General features: G+C 64.9%; 17 protein-coding genes. 15 read left to right on the top strand and 2 right to left on the bottom strand.

The genetic code is table 11. The annotated features are described in order from the left end of the window. Window positions 1-250 precede the first annotated feature (250 nt). The 7 genes from AC25ND_RS02390 (at window position 251) to AC25ND_RS02360 (ending at window position 5300) form a co-directional block, all read left to right on the top strand. Entirely contained in the window at window positions 251-1000 is a 750-nt protein-coding gene (locus AC25ND_RS02390; RefSeq protein ID WP_028692905.1) for an electron transfer flavoprotein subunit beta/FixA family protein, read from the top strand. Next, window positions 1001-1930 carry an electron transfer flavoprotein subunit alpha/FixB family protein gene (locus tag AC25ND_RS02385; protein ID WP_486976076.1) on the top strand — a complete coding sequence of 310 codons (930 nt, stop codon included), beginning with the start codon at window positions 1001-1003 and terminating at the stop codon, window positions 1928-1930. An 86-nt stretch (window positions 1931-2016) separates the two neighbouring features. Then, window positions 2017-2838, top strand: a complete 822-nt coding sequence (locus tag AC25ND_RS02380; RefSeq protein WP_028692907.1) for a substrate-binding periplasmic protein — start codon at window positions 2017-2019, stop codon at window positions 2836-2838. A 9-nt stretch (window positions 2839-2847) separates the two neighbouring features. Next, a complete protein-coding gene (locus tag AC25ND_RS02375; RefSeq protein ID WP_028692908.1) occupies window positions 2848-3201 on the top strand; it encodes a DUF4398 domain-containing protein in 354 nt (117 codons plus the stop codon). Next, on the top strand, window positions 3198-4007 hold the full coding sequence (locus AC25ND_RS02370) for an OmpA family protein (RefSeq protein ID WP_028692909.1): 810 nt from the start codon (window positions 3198-3200) through the stop codon (window positions 4005-4007). Before AC25ND_RS02375 ends, AC25ND_RS02370 begins: the two co-directional genes overlap by 4 nt. A 201-nt stretch (window positions 4008-4208) precedes the next feature. Further along, window positions 4209-4397, top strand: coding sequence for a hypothetical protein (locus tag AC25ND_RS02365; RefSeq protein WP_486971758.1), 189 nt, complete (start codon window positions 4209-4211; stop codon window positions 4395-4397). 9 nt (window positions 4398-4406) lie between these two features. Beyond that, window positions 4407-5300 (top strand): 1-aminocyclopropane-1-carboxylate deaminase/D-cysteine desulfhydrase, encoded by an 894-nt coding sequence (locus tag AC25ND_RS02360; protein ID WP_062363859.1) that lies wholly within the window; start codon window positions 4407-4409, stop codon window positions 5298-5300. On the opposite strand, the gene AC25ND_RS02355 is transcribed toward AC25ND_RS02360, so the two are convergent. Both AC25ND_RS02355 and AC25ND_RS02350 read right to left on the bottom strand, forming a co-directional pair. Continuing rightward, complete coding sequence (locus AC25ND_RS02355; protein ID WP_028692911.1) at window positions 5291-5836, bottom strand: cytochrome b; 546 nt, start codon at window positions 5834-5836, stop codon at window positions 5291-5293. The genes AC25ND_RS02360 and AC25ND_RS02355 overlap by 10 nt on opposite strands. Window positions 5837-5958: 122 nt before the next feature. Further along, window positions 5959-6948, bottom strand: a complete 990-nt coding sequence (locus tag AC25ND_RS02350) for a DUF1853 family protein (RefSeq protein WP_186596162.1) — start codon at window positions 6946-6948, stop codon at window positions 5959-5961. 45 nt (window positions 6949-6993) lie between these two features. On the opposite strand from AC25ND_RS02350, the gene AC25ND_RS02345 reads away from it, so the two are divergent. The 8 genes from AC25ND_RS02345 to AC25ND_RS02310 all read left to right on the top strand — a co-directional run bounded on the left by AC25ND_RS02345 (window position 6994) and on the right by AC25ND_RS02310 (window position 17195). Further along, complete coding sequence (locus AC25ND_RS02345; RefSeq protein ID WP_023632574.1) at window positions 6994-7884, top strand: NAD(+) kinase; 891 nt, start codon at window positions 6994-6996, stop codon at window positions 7882-7884. Further along, complete coding sequence (locus AC25ND_RS02340; RefSeq protein WP_028692913.1) at window positions 7884-8855, top strand: metallophosphoesterase; 972 nt, start codon at window positions 7884-7886, stop codon at window positions 8853-8855. Before AC25ND_RS02345 ends, AC25ND_RS02340 begins: the two co-directional genes overlap by 1 nt. Further along, window positions 8852-9724, top strand: coding sequence for a rhomboid family intramembrane serine protease (locus tag AC25ND_RS02335; RefSeq protein ID WP_028692914.1), 873 nt, complete (start codon window positions 8852-8854; stop codon window positions 9722-9724). Before AC25ND_RS02340 ends, AC25ND_RS02335 begins: the two co-directional genes overlap by 4 nt. A 13-nt stretch (window positions 9725-9737) precedes the next feature. Beyond that, window positions 9738-9998 carry a YeaC family protein gene (locus tag AC25ND_RS02330; protein WP_207852464.1) on the top strand — a complete coding sequence of 87 codons (261 nt, stop codon included), beginning with the start codon at window positions 9738-9740 and terminating at the stop codon, window positions 9996-9998. Continuing rightward, a complete protein-coding gene (locus tag AC25ND_RS02325) occupies window positions 9995-10825 on the top strand; it encodes a DUF2797 domain-containing protein (RefSeq protein WP_062363869.1) in 831 nt (276 codons plus the stop codon). Before AC25ND_RS02330 ends, AC25ND_RS02325 begins: the two co-directional genes overlap by 4 nt. A gap of 13 nt (window positions 10826-10838) precedes the next feature. Further along, window positions 10839-13496 (top strand): aminopeptidase N, encoded by a 2658-nt coding sequence (gene pepN / locus AC25ND_RS02320; RefSeq protein WP_279153550.1) that lies wholly within the window; start codon window positions 10839-10841, stop codon window positions 13494-13496. A 292-nt stretch (window positions 13497-13788) separates the two neighbouring features. Next, window positions 13789-14805 carry a WD40/YVTN/BNR-like repeat-containing protein gene (locus AC25ND_RS02315; RefSeq protein WP_486976075.1) on the top strand — a complete coding sequence of 339 codons (1017 nt, stop codon included), beginning with the start codon at window positions 13789-13791 and terminating at the stop codon, window positions 14803-14805. Next, the gene (locus AC25ND_RS02310) at window positions 14802-17195 is read left to right on the top strand and encodes an efflux RND transporter permease subunit (protein WP_486976074.1); all 2394 of its coding nucleotides are present in this window, start codon (window positions 14802-14804) and stop codon (window positions 17193-17195) included. Before AC25ND_RS02315 ends, AC25ND_RS02310 begins: the two co-directional genes overlap by 4 nt. Window positions 17196-17209: the final 14 nt, after the last annotated feature.

Here is a 17209-nt window from a genome sequence, read left to right as displayed (position 1 = left end):
GGGCGCAGGTGCACCCCTAAAGACCAGGCGTGGAGCAGGGTTTACGGGCCGAATCAGGTTTTGTAGTGGAGTCTACACGCCACGACAGAAAATGACCCGTGGGTTTTACCCGCAAGGGTCGAAACAGGACTGATCGGTCAATTGAGCTTTGTCGGCGTCGGAACGTTTTTAGAGGTGCCCTTGTACCCACGCGCATTCGCCGGGCAGTCCCCAGGCGATCTTCTTTTCACCGGAGAGTAACGAGGAATCCATGAAGGTTCTTGTAGCTGTCAAACGAGTGGTCGACTACAACGTCAAGGTTCGCGTCAAGGCGGACAACTCCGGCGTCGACCTTGCAAACGTCAAGATGTCCATGAACCCCTTCTGCGAAATCGCCGTGGAAGAAGCCGTCCGCCTGAAAGAGAAGGGCGTGGCGAGCGAAATCGTCGTCGTCTCCATCGGCCCGACCGCCGCACAGGAGCAACTGCGTACCGCCCTGGCCCTGGGCGCCGACCGCGCCATCCTGGTCGAGGCCGCTGACGAACTGAATTCCCTGGCCGTGGCCAAGGCGCTGAAAGCTGTTGTCGACAAGGAGCAGCCGCAGCTGGTCATCCTCGGCAAGCAGGCCATTGATAGCGACAACAACCAGACCGGCCAGATGCTCGCCGCGCTGACCGGCTTCGCCCAGGGCACCTTCGCCTCCAAGGTCGAAGTCGCTGGCGACAAGGTCAATGTCACCCGTGAAATCGATGGCGGCCTGCAGACCGTCGCGTTGAACCTGCCTGCCATCGTCACCACCGACCTGCGCCTGAACGAGCCGCGCTACGCGTCGCTGCCGAACATCATGAAGGCCAAGAAGAAGCCGCTGGAGACCATCACTCCAGACGCGCTGGGCGTGTCCATCGCCTCCACCAACAAGACCCTCAAGGTCGAAGCGCCTGCCGCCCGCAGCGCTGGTATCAAGGTCAAGTCGGTGGCCGAACTGGTCGAGAAGCTGAAGAACGAAGCGAAGGTAATCTAAATGACTATCCTGGTTGTCGCTGAACACGAGAACGGTGCCGTAGCCCCGGCCACCCTGAACACTGTCGCCGCTGCCGCCAAGATCGGTGGTGATATCCACGTGCTGGTCGCCGGCCAGAACGTCGGTGGCGTCGCCGAGTCCGCCGCCAAGATCGCCGGCGTAGCCAAGGTGCTGGTTGCCGATAACGCCGCCTACGCCCACGCCCTGCCGGAAAACGTCGCGCCGCTGCTGGTCGAACTGGCCAAGGGTTACAGCCACGTGCTGGCCCCGGCCACCACCAATGGCAAGAACATCCTGCCGCGCGTTGCCGCGCTGCTGGACGTCGACCAGATCTCCGAGATCATCGCCGTTGAATCCGCCGACACTTTCAAGCGTCCGATCTATGCCGGTAACGCCATTGCCACCGTGCAATCGAGCGCTGCGGTCAAGGTCATCACCGTGCGTACCACCGGCTTCGACGCCGTGGCCGCCGAAGGTGGTTCGGCCGCTGTCGAAGCCGTCGCTGCCGCCCATGACGCCGGCAAGTCGGCCTTCGTTGGCGAAGAGCTGGCCAAGTCCGACCGTCCTGAACTGACCGCCGCCAAGATCGTCGTTTCCGGCGGACGCGGCATGGGCAACGGTGACAACTTCAAGCACCTGTACGCCCTGGCCAACAAGCTCGGCGCCGCCGTCGGCGCCTCGCGCGCGGCGGTTGACGCAGGCTTCGTGCCGAACGACATGCAGGTCGGCCAGACCGGCAAGATCGTCGCGCCGCAGCTGTACATCGCCGTCGGTATCTCCGGCGCGATCCAGCACCTGGCCGGCATGAAGGACTCGAAAGTGATCGTCGCGATCAACAAGGACGAAGAGGCGCCGATCTTCCAGGTCGCCGACTACGGCCTGGTCGCCGACCTGTTCGAAGCGGTTCCGGAGCTGGAAAAGCTGGTCTGATCCGCCTGCTTCACTTATAAAGAACCCGGCCCGCCCTTGGCGGTCCGGGTTTTTTCATGGTTTTTTCAGGGGCGGGGAGAGGTTGCATGGCGTTTCGCTGGAGCAAGGGAGGGCTGGCCTGCGTGCTGGCGCTGCTGTCGACGCAGGCCTTGGCGGTGGGCAAGTGCGAGCGCCTGGTCGCCACCGGCAGCCCGGATGCGCCGCCGTACTCCTGGCAGGACCCGCAGGACCCGAAACACCTGATTGGCGCCAATGTCGACCTGCTGCGCCAGGTGGCGGCCGAGCTTGGGGTGAAGATCGAGGTGCTGCACGCAGGCAAGCGCGAGCAGGCCCTGGAGGAAGTGCGTAGCGGGCGTATGGACCTGCTGCTCGACACGCCGATGCAGGTCACCCAGCTGACCAGCCTGGACTACATCCATCCGGCCTTGCAGCTCAACGAGTACCTGGTCTGGACCCGCCACGACGCCACATTGGTGTTCGAGGGCCCGGCAGACCTCGCCCAGTACCGTGGCGCGCTGTCCGAGAAGGCCCGCCTGACCCCGGCCTTCGATGCCTTCGCCAAGTCCCAGCTCAAGCTGGAGCCGGCGCAAAACCTGACGCAGGCCTTCCAGAAGCTGGTGCTCGGCCAGGTCGATTATGTATTGGCCGGGCGCTACGCGGGCATGGCCATGGCGCAGAGCCTGGGCGTGGGCAACGACCTCATCGCCCGGGGTTTGCCGGTGGACCGTCCGGGGCTGTACCTGGCGGTCTCGCACAACTCGGCGTGCAACGACAGCTGGTTGCGCGGACAACTGGCGAAAAAACTGACAGAATTGCCGGTCTCCGGGGCGAGCGAGGCTGTGCTGCAGCGCAATGTCGAGCGTTGGAAGGCGCAGATGCAGGCGTCGCAGGGTGCCCCCAAACAGTAGGAAGCGTGAGTGAGAATCCAACCCTTGATGCTCGCCCTGGCCGTGCTTGGCCTGGCCGGCTGTGCCAACGACCCGGCACCCAATGAACAGCTGCGCCTGTCGGAACAGGCGTTGGAGCAGGCCAAGGCGGTCGGCGCCAATGAGCAGGTACCGGAGTTCAAGTTGGCCGAAGACAAGCTGGCCCGGGCCAAGAGCAACATGCTCGGCGAAAGCCATCGCGATGCGCGCATGCGCGCCGAGCAGGCCGAGCTCGATGCGCGCCTGGCCGAGGCGCGGGTGCTGAACCAGAAGAGCGAGGAGCAGCTGCAGGTGATGCAGTCACGGATCAAGCGCCTGCGCAAGCAACTGGAGGCGCAGCCATGAAGCGCCTCAAGCCCATGGCGGCCTTGGCCTTGCTGGCCCTGGTCGGTTTGCAGGGTTGTGCCAGCCAGCGCAGCGAGTCGGCGTTGGACGACGCCAGTGCCGCGTTCCAGAAGGTCAAGGACGATTCCGATGTGCTGCGCAGCGCACCTCGCGATGTGATCCGCGCCGGCGAGTCGTTGGCGCGCGCGGAGCGTCTGGCTGGCTATGTCGGCACCGGCAGCGATGTGCGTCATTACGCCTACCTGAGCCAGCGCTACAGCGAGATTGCCAGCGAGCACGCCAAGCTGGCGTTGAACCAGGAGCGTCTGGCCAAGCTTGATCTGGAGCGCCAGCGCCTGCAGTTGGCGCTGCGCGAGGCCAAGTTGGCCAGCGTCCAGCAGCAGGGCAAGTTCGTCGAGGCGCAGATTGTCGCGCTGGCGTCGGAGCAGACGGATCGTGGCCTGGTGATGACTCTGGGTGACGTGCTGTTCGATACCGGCCAGGCCGACCTGAAGAATTCTGCCAGCCGTACTGTACTGAAGCTGGTGCAGTTCCTTCAGCTCAATCCACGGCGGGTGGTGCGGATCGAGGGATACACCGATAGCACTGGCGCTGCGGAAGAGAACCTCAAGCTGTCCCGTGATCGCGCCCAGTCGGTCGCCGATATGCTGGTCGATCTGGGGGTAGATGAGAAGCGTATCCAGGTCGAGGGTTATGGCGACCAGTATCCGGTGGAGGCTAATGCCTCGGAGCGGGGCAGGGCGCAGAATCGTCGGGTCGAGATCGTCTTCTCCGATGACAAGGGCAAACTCGCGCCAGCGCGTTAAAGTCTGTTTTGATTTCGTGCAAGCCCGTTCCTACAAGAAGTTATACATGACTTGTAGAAGCGGGTTTGCACGTAATAGGGTCAAGCTCGTTTCTTTATTGCCAATCGGCTAACTACCACTTCGCACTTCTTGATCTTGATCTTGATCTTGATCTTGATCTTGCTGTTGCTTCTAAGTGCGCAATAGTTCAGGCGCCACCAATTGCGACTTCAGGAGGTACGGGCGGCGCCTGGGCTGACGCAGCTGTCGCTAGCGGGCTATGGCGCTAGACTCTTGATCGGCAACGGCAACGGCAACGGCAACGGCAACGGCAACGGCAACGGCAACGGCAACGGCAACGGCAACGGCAACGGCAACGAGCAGCACGTCTGCATCTGCGCGATCAGATAAACTGCCTTCATGTCTGATTTTTCACTCCCCCAAGCCCCTCTGCATCGCCTGGACCTGCCTTGGTTATGCCACGCGAGAATCAACGCCGCGGTCCTGCGCCTGGACCTGATCGACCCACTGATCAGCGGCAACAAATGGTTCAAGCTGCGTCATCACCTGCTCCAGGCCCGCACGGCCAATGCCCCGGGCCTGATCAGCCTGGGCGGCAACCATTCCAACCATCTCCATGCCCTGGCGGCCGCCGGCAAGCGCTTCGGCTTCGCCACCGCCGGCCTGCTGCGTGGCCACCCCCAGGAAACACCGACGGTACAGGACCTGCGAGCTCTGGGCATGGAACTGCACTGGCTCGGTTTCGGCGGCTACCGCGCCCGCCATGAACCCGGCTTCTGGCAGCCCTGGCAGGCCCGGTACCCAGGCTGGCACTGCATTCCCGAAGGCGGTGGCGGCCTGGCTGGTGCCCAGGGCTGCGGGTTGATCATCGAGCAGTGCCGGGCGCAACTGGCAACGCTCGGCTGGGCCGACTACGACGTCTGGTGGCTGGCAGCGGGAACCGGCACCACCCTGGCGGGGCTGGTGCTGGAAGAGGCGGGCAGGCATGCCGTTCATGGCGCTCTCGCCGTGCCGTTTGACCACGGCGTGCCAGAGACCGTCGTGTCATTGGCGGGCGTGCAGGGCTACGAGCTGCACGACGCCAGCCGTGGCGGCTTTGCCCGTATCGACGATGCACTGCTGGCGTTCATCGCCGACACCGAACGGCAAACCGGCATGCCGCTGGAAGCGCTCTACACCGGCAAGGCCCTGCTGGCCCTGCGCGACCAGGTCGAGGCCGGGCGTTTCGCCCCCGGCACCCGCCTGGTGTTCCTGCACACCGGAGGCCTGCAGGGACGACGCGGCTATTTGTAGGGCAGCATGCGCAGCAGCGTGTTGTCGCGCCGCACATAGTGGTGATAGAGCCCAGCCAGCGCGTGCAGGCCGATCAGCCAGTAGCCCCAGCTGCCGATACGCTCGTGCCAGCCCTTGATGAACTTGCTCAGGTCCGGATCCGGAGCGACGATGGCTGGCAGCTCCAGGCCATAGAACGGGATCGGCTTGTCAGCGGCGCTGAGGATCGCCCAGCCGGCCAGCGGCAGGCCGATCATCATCAGGTACAGCAGCAGGTGCACCAGGTGCGACAGGCCTGTCTGCCAGGCCGGCGGCCTGGGTACGATTGGCGGCGTGGGGCGCGACAGGCGCAGGGCCAGACGCAGCCAGACCAGCACGAACACCGTCAGCCCAAGCATGAAGTGCAAGTCTTTCATCAGGTCGCGTTCGGCGCTGCCCTTGGGAAACAGGCCGCGCAGCTCGATGCAGGCGTAGACAGCGGCCAGCAGCACCAGCATCAGCCAGTGCAGGGCGATCGACAGCCGCGCGTAATGGGCTGCGGGGGTGGATGAATCCATGGTGAGTCCTCGTCATCAGGTTGGAAAGGGCGCTCTTGCTGGCGCCTGGCTGTCATCGTAACGGTGCGGTGTAAAAAATGTGTTGATATGGGCAGGCAAGAATGTCTCGTGCTACACGGTCATCACCCCGTAAGGTGTGGCCAGCTGTCTGCCACCAGGAACAGCCGCTCGGCTTCGTGCCAGGCACCGTCTCCAACCTCTTCAAGCCTGACCAGCAACTGCGCCGGAGCCACTTCATCCAGTCCTAGCAACCAGCTGTCGAACTGCTCCGCCGCCCAGCAACGGTCTGCTTCAACCCGCGCCGGAGCCAGCCACCCCTGCCGGGATAACGGTTGCCAGCGTCCCAGGGGGCAGTGCTCGAGGTAATCCGCCCAATCCCGCCGATGCAGCCAACGCCCGCGCAAATGCGTCGGATGAGCACCCAAAGGCGCCTCGGCATGTCCGGGCCAGGGATAGAACAGATAACCGCCGAGCCACAAGTGCGCCTGAACTTCGGCGATACCCAGGCCAGCCAGCGCTTCGCGGCTATGCGACTGACCGGAGATCCTCAGTTGATGACTGGCCAGGTGCGCCAGCTTGGTGCCGAGGCGGTCGTGGCAGCCGGGGCCGAGCCAGTGCGCGGGGACCTGGCCATCGTCGACGGGTGGGCCCAGGTAGAGCTTGATGGCCAGTTCCAGATGATGATCGCCGTCACGGTCGCGCAGCAACAGGTCGAGTTCACCCAGGGTGCGCCCGCCGTCGCGGATTGCCAGGTTGGCCGCCAGCAGCTCGATGCCTGGCGCCTGCTGCAGGGCGAACTGCCACAGGCTTTCGTAGTACAAGCCCAGCCGCCGGCTGTTCAGGCGTGTCAGCCAGCTCAGCAGCGGCGTGGGCGCCAGGTCGAGCGCCGCGAGCCAGTGGCCAAGACGCTGTGGATCATCGGCCCAGGCGCTGCCCTGCAGCGGGTGGCGCTGGGGGCAGCCGGCCTGGGCCAGCAGCGGTGGCGACAGCAACGCCCAGGCCAGGTCGCGCACGGCAGGGTGGCGCAGCTGGCGGGGCAGGGACTCGAGATCGGCGAAGGGCATCATCCAGCGAGCATAGCCGGTTTGCCGCTGGCCGGTCCTTTCGCCCATAATCCCGGCATTGTCACCCCCGCCGCAGAGCTTTGCAGGAGCACCATGGAGCAATTTCGCAATATCGGTATCATCGGACGCCTTGGCAGCTCACAGGTGCTCGATACCATTCGCCGACTGAAAAAATTCCTCCTCGAGCGCCACCTGCACGTGATCCTCGAGGACACCATCGCCGAAGTCCTGCCCGGCCACGGCCTGCAGACCTCCACGCGCAAGCTGCTGGGCGAGGTCTGCGACCTGGTTATCGTGGTCGGCGGCGACGGCAGCCTGCTTGGCGCTGCCCGCGCCCTGGCCCGGCACAACATCCCGGTGCTGGGCATCAACCGCGGCAACCTGGGTTTTCTCACCGACATCCGCCCCGACGAGCTGGAAGAGAAGGTCGCCGAGGTGCTCGACGGCCACTATCTGGTGGAGAACCGCTTCCTGCTGCAGGCCGAGGTGCGCCGTCACCACGAGGCCATCGGCCAAGGCGATGCGCTGAACGATGTGGTGCTGCACCCGGGCAAGTCGACGCGAATGATCGAGTTCGAGATCTACATCGACGGCCAGTTCGTCTGCAGCCAGAAGGCCGACGGCCTGATCGTCGCCACCCCGACCGGCTCAACCGCCTACGCGCTGTCGGCCGGCGGCCCGATCATGCACCCCAAGCTCGACGCCATCGTCATCGTGCCGATGTACCCGCACACCCTGTCGGGCCGGCCGATCGTGGTGGACGGCAACAGCGAACTGAAGATCGTCGTATCCAAGGACCTGCAGATTTACCCGCAGGTCTCCTGTGACGGGCAGAACCACTTCACCTGCGCCCCCGGCGACACCATCACGGTGAGCAAGAAGCCGCAGAAGCTGCGCCTGATCCATCCGCTGGACCACAACTACTACGAGGTCTGCCGCACCAAGCTCGGCTGGGGCAGCCGCCTGGGCGGCAGGGACGACTGATGCTCGATCCGGCGCGCAGTTTCGACATCATCGGTGACGTGCACGGCTGTGCGCTCACCCTCGAACGCTTGCTCGACGCGCTCGGCTACAAGCGTGTCGGCGGGGTCTGGCGACACCCTCGGCGCCAGGCGCTGTTCCTCGGCGACATCGTCGACCGTGGCCCGCGCATCCGCGAGGCGCTGCACATCGTCCACGACATGGTCGAGGCCGGCCAAGCCTTCTGCATCATGGGCAACCACGAGTACAACGCCCTGGGCTGGGTCACCCCGGCACTGCCCGGCAGTGGCAAGGCCTTCGTGCGCGAGCACACCCCGCGCCATGCCCGGCTGATCGACGAGACCCTCACCCAGTTCGCCCAGCACCCCGGCGACTGGCACGATTTCATCCAGTGGTTCTATGAACTGCCGCTGTTCGTCGACGCCGGGCGCTTCCGCCTGGTGCACGCCTGCTGGGACCCTCGGCTGATCGAGCCGCTGCGCCAGCAGTACCCCACGGGCCGCATCGACGAGCACTTCGTGCAGGCGTCTGCGGTGTCCGGCAGTTTCGCCGCCACGGTGTGCAACCGCCTGCTGCGCGGTACCGACATGCGGCTGCCGGACGGCCTGACGCTGACCGGCGGCGACGGCCTGACCCGCGCTTTCTTCCGCACCAAGTTCTGGGAGGAAGACCCGCAGACCTACGGCGACATCGTCTTCCAGCCCGACGCGCTACCCGACGAGGTGGCCCGCACGCCCCTCAGCCACAGCCAGAAGAACGCCCTGCTGCGCTACGACGAGGACGAGCCACTGCTATTCGTTGGCCACTACTGGCGCAGCGGACGTCCGGCGCCGATTCGCGCCAACCTGGCCTGCCTGGACTACAGCGCCGTGCTCTACGGCAAGCTGGCGGCCTACCGCCTGGATGATGAAACGCGCATCGACCCGCACAAGTTCGTCTGGGTCGACGTCGACCGTCCGCAGGCCAGCCAATGAACGTGATCGAAGTACTGCGCCTGCCGCTGGCGGTCGACCTGAGCGGTTTCGTCGCCTTGCTGCGCCGCCTGCAGGTGCCGCACCGGGTGGTGGAGGAGGGCGAGGAACAGGTGCTGTGGGCGCCGCCGGCCATGGCCGGGGATGTGCTCGAGTTGTACCGGCGTTTCCCGGACGGCAATGCCGATCTGCAGGCAATGCCCGAACCCGTGGAAGTCGCTCCGGCGCAGCCTTCGCTGAAGGAGCAGGTCCTGGCCTGCAAGGTCACCGCCGCGATACTGATCCTGAGCGTGGTGGTCGCCGCCGTGACCGGCCTGGGCGACAACCTCTCGACCATCGGCTGGTTCACCTTCCTGTCGTTCAAGGTGCAGGGCGACTACCTGTACTTCACCCCGTTGCTCCAGGGGCTGGCCGAAGGCCAGTTGTGGCGCCTGGTGTCGCCGATGCTGCTGCACTTCGGCGTGCTGCACCTGGCAATGAACGGCCTGTGGTATTGGGAGCTGGGCAAGCGCATCGAGCTGCGCCAGGGCCCGTGGATGCTGTTGGGCCTGACCTTGCTGTTCAGCCTGGTGTCCAACCTGGCCCAGCATTTCACCAGCGGCCCGAGCCTGTTCGGTGGCTTGTCCGGGGTGCTCTACGGCTTGCTCGGGCATGTCTGGCTGTACCAGTGGCTGGCGCCCAATCCGCAGTTCAACCTGCCCAAAGGCGTTCTGGTGATGATGCTGATCTGGCTGGTGATCTGCCTGAGCGGCGTGGTCGGGCAGCTCGGCTTCGGCCAGATCGCCAACGCCGCTCATGTCGGCGGGTTGCTCATCGGATGCCTTACAGGGCTCTTGGGTGGCGCGCTGGCCCGGCGTAAACTGTCCGCCTGACTGAGGAGACAGCATGTCCACTTTCGCGCAAATGATCGAAAACATCACCCCCGAGATCTACGAGAGCCTGAAGACGGCCGTGGAGATCGGCAAATGGTCCGACGGCCGCAAGCTGACCGCCGAACAGAAGGAACTGTCGCTGCAGGCGGTGATCGCCTGGGAGATGAAGAACCTCCCCGAAGAGCAGCGTACCGGCTACATGGGCCCGCAGGAGTGCGCCTCGAAGTCGGCGCCGATCGCCAACATCCTGTTCAAGTCGGACTCGCTACATTGATCGAACTCGCTCGTGGCTCTTTGAGCAAGATGGCGGTACGCCTGGACGCACCGGTCGTTCAATACAGTTTCCGCCTGGATGACGCCGAGGTGCCGGTCAATCCGCTGATCGGCCAGTCGATCCGTCTGGAATACCTCGGGGCGATCCATTGCACCCATTGCGGCAAACGCACCAAGACCAGCTTCAGCCAGGGATACTGCTACCCGTGCATGACCAAGCTGGCCCAGTGCGATGTGTGCATCATGGCCCCGGAGAAATGCCACTACGACGCAGGCACCTGCCGCGAGCCTTCGTGGGGCGAGCAGTTCTGCATGACCGACCACGTGGTGTACCTGGCCAACTCGTCGGGCATCAAGGTCGGCATCACCCGCGCCACCCAGCTGCCCACCCGCTGGCTCGACCAGGGCGCCAGCCAGGCGCTGCCGATCATGCGCGTGGCCACCCGCCAGCAATCCGGGCTGGTCGAGGACGTGCTGCGCAGCCAGGTACCGGACCGCACCAACTGGCGCGCGCTGCTCAAGGGCGATGCCGAGGTACTCGACCTGCCGGCCATCCGCGAACAGATCTTCGACGCCTGCGCCGACGGCATTCGCGGCCTGCAGGAGCGCTTCGGGTTGCAGGCCATCCAGCCGCTGCCCGACGCCGAGGTGATGCAGATGCGCTACCCGGTCGAGGCCTACCCGAAAAAGATCGTCAGCTTCAACCTCGACAAGGACCCGGTCGTGGAAGGCACGCTGTTGGGCATCAAGGGCCAGTACCTGATCTTCGACACCGGCGTGATCAATATTCGCAAGTACACGGCCTACCAGCTGGCCGTGCTCCAGTAAAAGGATCGTCACCATGCGTACCGAACAACCGCAAGTGATCTACCTCAAGGACTATCAGGCCCCCGAGTACCTGATCGACGAGACCCACCTGACCTTCGAACTGTTCGAGGACCACAGCCTGGTCCATGCACAGCTGGTCATGCGCCGCAACCCCGAGCGCGGCGCCGGCCTGCCGCCGCTGGTGCTCGATGGCCAGCACCTGGAACTGCTGAGCGTGCAGCTGGACGACCAGGCGCTGGACGCCAACGACTACCAGCTCGACGACGATAGCCTCACCGTGCAGCCGAAGGGCGAGCGCTTCACCCTGGACACCAGCGTGAAGATCCACCCGGAGAGCAACACCGCGCTGGAAGGCCTGTACAAGTCCGGCAAGATGTTCTGCACCCAGTGCGAGGCCGAGGGCTTTCGCAAGATCACCTACTACCTCGACCGCCCCGACGTGATGAGCACCTTCACCACCACGGTGATCGCCGAGCAGCATCGCTACCCGGTGCTGTTGTCCAACGGCAACCCGGTCGGCAGCGGCCCGGGCGAGGACGGCCGCCACTGGGCGACCTGGGAAGACCCGTTCAAGAAGCCGGCCTACCTGTTCGCGCTGGTGGCCGGTGACCTCTGGTGCAAGGAAGACACGTTCGTTCGCCAGTCAGGCCGCGACGTGACCCTGCGCATCTACGTCGAGCCGGAAAACCTCGACAAGTGCGACCACGCCATGGTCAGCCTGAAGAAGTCCATGCGCTGGGACGAGGAAGTCTACGGTCGTGAGTATGACCTGGACATCTTCATGATCGTCGCGGTCAACGACTTCAACATGGGCGCCATGGAAAACAAGGGCCTGAACATCTTCAACTCCAGCTGCGTGCTGGCCCGCGCCGAGACCGCCACCGATGCCGCCCACCAGCGGGTCGAGGGCGTGGTCGCCCACGAGTACTTCCACAACTGGTCGGGCAACCGCGTGACCTGCCGCGACTGGTTCCAGCTGTCGCTCAAGGAAGGCTTCACGGTGTACCGCGACGCCGAGTTCAGCGCCGACATGAACTCGCGCACGGTCAAGCGCATCGAGGATGTCGCCTACCTGCGCACCCACCAGTTCGCCGAGGATGCCGGCCCCATGGCCCACCCGGTGCGCCCGGCGAGCTTCATCGAGATCTCCAACTTCTACACCCTGACCGTGTACGAGAAGGGCGCCGAGGTCGTGGGCATGGTCCATACCCTGCTGGGCGCCGAGGGCTTCCGCAAGGGCAGCGACCTGTACTTCGAGCGTCACGACGGTCAGGCGGTGACCACCGACGACTTCATCAAGGCCATGGAAGACGCCAACGGCGTCGACCTGACCCAGTTCAAGCGCTGGTACAGCCAGGCCGGCACGCCGCGCCTGGAAGTCAGCGAGGCCTATGACGCCGCCGCGCAGACCTACAGCCTGACCTTCCGCCAGAGCTGCCCGCAGACCCCGGACAAGGTCGAGAAACTGCCGTTCGTGATCCCGGTGGCCCTGGGCCTGCTGGACGCCGAAGGCAACGACCTGCCGCTGCGCCTGGTGGGCGAGGCGCAGGCCGTCGGCAGCAGCCGCGTGCTGTCGGTGACCGAGGCCGAGCAGACCTTCACCTTCGAGGGGATCAAGGCCAAGCCGCTGCCGTCGCTGCTGCGCGGCTTCAGCGCGCCGGTCAAGCTGAGCTTCCCGTACGACCGTGACCAGCTGATGTTCCTCATGCAGCACGACAGCGACGGCTTCAACCGCTGGGAAGCGGGCCAGCAGCTGTCGGTACAGGTGCTGCAGGAGCTGATCGGCCAGCACCAGCGGGGCGAAGCGCTCACGCTCGACCAGCGCCTGATCACTGCATTGGGCACCGTGCTCGGCAATCAGGCGCTGGACCCGGCCATGGTCGCGGAGATGCTTTCGCTGCCGGGCGAGGCGTACCTCACCGAGATCAGCCAGGTGGCCGATGTCGATGCGATCCACGCCGCCCGCGAGTTCGCCCGCCAGCAGATCGCCGAGCAGCTGTTCGACGCCCTGTGGGCGCGCTACCAGGCCAACCGCGAGGTCTCGCGCAAGACCGCCTATGTGGCCTCGGCCGAGCATTTCGCCCGCCGCAGCCTGCAGAACATCGCCCTGTCGTACCTGATGCTGACCGCCAAGGCGCCGGTGCTCGAGGCGACCCTGGAACAGTTCGAGCACTGCGACAACATGACCGAGCGCCTCACCGCCCTGGCGGTGCTGGTCAATTCGCCGTTCGAGGCCGAGCGGGCCAAGGCGCTGGGAGCCTTCGCCGAGCACTTCAAGGACAACCCGCTGGTCATGGACCAGTGGTTCAGCGTACAGGCGGCCAGCACCCTGCCGGGTGGCCTGGCGCGGGTCCAGGCGTTGATGCAGCACCCGGCCTTCACCCTGAAGAACCCGAACAAGGTGCGCGCGCTGGTCGGTGCCTTCGCCGGTCAGAACCTGGTCAACTTCCACGCCGCCGATGGTTCGGGGTACCGCTTCCTGGCGGACCTGGTGATCGAGCTCAACGCGCTGAACCCGCAGATCGCCTCGCGTCAACTCGCCCCGCTGACCCGCTGGCGCAAGTACGACGACAAGCGCCAGGCGCTGATGAAGGGCGAGCTGGAGCGGATTCTCGCGTCCGGGGCGCTGTCCAGCGATGTGTATGAGGTGGTGAGCAAGAGCCTGGCGTAAGCCTGGTAGACATTGGGGCTGCTGCGCAGCCCATCGCGACGCAAGGCCGCTCCCACAGGGATGGCGCCAGGGCAGAACTGGCGCATATCCTGTGGGAGCGGCCTTGCGTCGCGATGGGCCGCAAGGCGGCCCCAATTGTTCTCGTGGTTAACAAAACATAACGTCCCGCTCGTTGTGTTTCGCCGAACAACCCCGATACGATGGCTCGAAGCTATTCCAGGGCTCTGGAACAGGGTTTTCGCAGTGCCTGGCAATAGATTGACCCACCACAAGAACACAACAGGGGGCAGTCATGAGAGAGCGGCCAAGGGCACGCTACAGCCTGGCGGCCAGCGCTATGCTGGCGCTGACGCTGGGGATCGGGTCCGGGCATGTCCTGGCGGCGGTGGCCGCCGAGGAATACTCGGTGGAGTCGGCCAAGGCCAGCCAGAGCCTGCTGATCGGCGCCACCCACGCCGGGCAGCGCGTGGTGGTGGTCGGTGATCGCGGCCACATCCTGTTCTCCGACGACCAGGGCAAGACCTGGACCCAGGCCCGGGTCCCCACCCGGCAACTGCTCACCGCCGTGTTCTTCCTCGACGACAAGCGCGGCTGGGCCGTCGGCCATGACGCGCAGATCCTCGCCAGCAGCGACGGCGGCGCGACCTGGAGCAAGCAGTTCGAAGACCTGTCCCGCGAAGCCCCCTTGCTCGATGTGCGTTTCCTCGACCCGCAGCACGGCTTCGCCGTGGGCGCCTACGGTGCCTTGCTGGAAACCCTCGATGGCGGCCAGCACTGGCAGGATGTCGCCGAGCGTCTGGACAACCCCGACCAGTTGCACCTCAACGCCATCACTCTGGTGAAGGACGCCGGCCTGTTCATCGTCGGCGAGCAGGGCGGCATGTTTCGCTCCAGCGACGCCGGCCAGAGCTGGACCAAGGTCCAAGGCCCCTACGAGGGCTCGCTGTTCGGCGTGATCGGCACCGCTCAGCCCAACACCCTGCTGGCCTTCGGTCTGCGCGGCAACCTGTTCCGCTCCACCGACTTCGGCGACAGCTGGCAGCCGATCGAGCTCAAGGCCGAACGCGGCCCGCTCGAATTCGGCCTGGCAAGCGCTACGCTTCTCGAAGACGGCAGCCTGGTGCTGGTCGGCAACGGCGGCAGCGTGCTGCGCAGCCATGATGACGGGCAGACTTTCAGCGTGCGCAACCGCGCCGATCGCATCGCCCTGTCGGGCGTCAGCGGCCTGGGCGGTGGCGGTCTGCTGCTGGTCGGGCAAGGGGGCGTGCACCTGGCCTCGGCCGACGGTACCCAGGAGGCGCGTCCATGACCAGCCGGGAGAGTTTCGACATGCAGCACAAGGACAAGGCCACCCTGCTGGAACGCCTGATCTTCAACAACCGTCCGATTGTCATCGCCATCTGCGTGCTGGTGAGCATCTTCCTGTTCTGGCAGGCCACGCAGATTCGCCCGTCCACCAGCTTCGAGAAGATGATTCCGCTGCAACATCCGTTCATCGAACAGATGCTCGAGCACCGCAACGACCTGGCCAACCTCGGCAACACCGTGCGTGTGTCGGTGGAGTCGACCAAGGGTGACATCTTCGACAAGGACTATATGGAGACCCTGCGTCAGGTCCATGACGAGGTGTTCTACATCCCCGGCGTCGACCGCGCCGGCCTCAAGTCGCTGTGGAGCCCCAGCGTGCGCTGGAGCGAGGTCACCGAAGAAGGCTTTTCCGGCGGCGAGGTGATTCCCAACACCTACAACGGCTCCCAGGACAGCCTCGACACGCTGCGCGACAACGTGCTCAAGTCCGGCCAGGTCGGGCGCCTGGTGGCCAACAACTTCAAGTCCAGCATCATCGACATCCCGCTGCTGGAAAGCTACCCCGACCCGCAGGACCCGGGGCGCCAGGTCAAGCTCGACTACCAGCAGTTCTCGCACCAGCTGGAAGAGAAGATCCGCGACAAGTTCCAGGCGCAGAACCCCAACGTTAAGATCCATATCGTCGGCTTCGCCAAGAAGGTCGGCGACCTGATCGACGGCCTGGTGATGGTGGCGATGTTCTTCGGCGTGGCGCTGGTGATTACCTGGGCGCTGTTGTACTGGTTCACCTGGTGCATCCGCAGCACCATCGCCGTGCTCATCACCACCCTGGTGGCGGTGGTCTGGCAGTTGGGATTGATGCATGCGGTGGGCTTTGGCCTGGACCCGTACTCGATGCTGGTGCCGTTCCTGATCTTCGCCATCGGCATCTCGCACGGGGTGCAGAAGATCAACGGCATCGCACTGCAGTCCAGCGACGCCGACAACGCCCTGACCGCGGCGCGGCGCACCTTCCGCCAGTTGTTCCTGCCGGGGATGATCGCCATCCTCGCCGACGCCGTGGGCTTCATCACCTTGCTGATCATCGACATCGGGGTGATCCGCGAGCTGGCCATCGGCGCCTCGATCGGCGTGGCGGTTATCGTCTTCACCAACCTGATCCTGCTGCCGGTGGCGATCAGCTACGTCGGCATCAGCCAGAAGGCCATCGCCCGCAGCAAGAAGGACGCCACCCGCGAGCACCCGTTCTGGCGCCTGTTGTCCAACTTCGCCAGTGCCAAGGTAGCGCCGGTGTCGGTGGTACTGGCGTTGCTGGCCTTCGTTGGCGGCCTCTGGTACAGCCAGAACCTGAAGATCGGCGACCTCGACCAGGGCGCGCCGGAGCTGCGCCCGGACTCGCGCTACAACCAGGACAACAGCTTCATCATCAGCAACTACTCGACCAGTTCCGACGTGCTGGTGATCATGGTCAAGACCCCGGCCGAGAGCTGCTCGATCCACTCGACCATGGCGCCGATCGACGAGTTGATGTGGACCATGGACAACACCCCGGGGGTGCAGTCGACCATCTCCCTGGTGACCGTGTCGAAACAGGTCATCAAGGGCATGAACGAGGGCAGCCTGAAATGGGAGACCCTGTCGCGCAACCCGGACATCCTCAACAACTCGATCGCCCGCGCCGACGGCCTGTACAACGCCGACTGCTCGCTGGCGCCGGTGCTGGTATTCCTCAACGACCACAAGGCCGAGACCCTGGAGCGGGTCACCGCCGCGGCCAAGGCCTTTGCCGACAGCCACAACAAGGAAGGCCTGCAGTTCCTCCTGGCGGCGGGTAACGCCGGCATCGAGGCGGCCACCAACGAGGTGATCAAGTCGGCCGAGCTGACCATCCTCATCCTGGTCTATATCTGCGTGGCGGTGATGTGCATGATCACCTTCCGCTCGTTCGCCGCGACGCTGTGCATCGTCCTGCCGCTGGTGCTGACCTCGGTGCTGGGCAACGCTTTGATGGCGTTCATGGGCATCGGCGTGAAGGTTGCCACGTTGCCAGTGGTGGCGCTGGGCGTGGGCATCGGCGTGGACTACGGCATCTACATCTACAGCCGCCTGGAGAGCTTCCTGCGTGCCGGCCTGCCGTTGCAGGAGGCCTACTACGAGACCCTGCGTTCCACCGGCAAGGCGGTGCTGTTCACCGGCCTGTGCCTGGCCATCGGCGTGTGCACCTGGATCTTCTCGGCCATCAAGTTCCAGGCCGACATGGGCCTGATGCTGACCTTCATGCTGCTGTGGAACATGTTCGGCGCCCTGTGGCTGCTGCCGGCGCTGGCGCGGTTCCTGATCAAGCCGGAGAAACTGGCGGGCAAGGAGGGTGGCTCGATCTTCGCTCACTGACCTGGGCCTGATCG

Source organism: Pseudomonas sp. P110(2024) (assembly GCF_057480795.1).
This window is presented reverse-complemented; position numbering and strand designations above follow the sequence as displayed.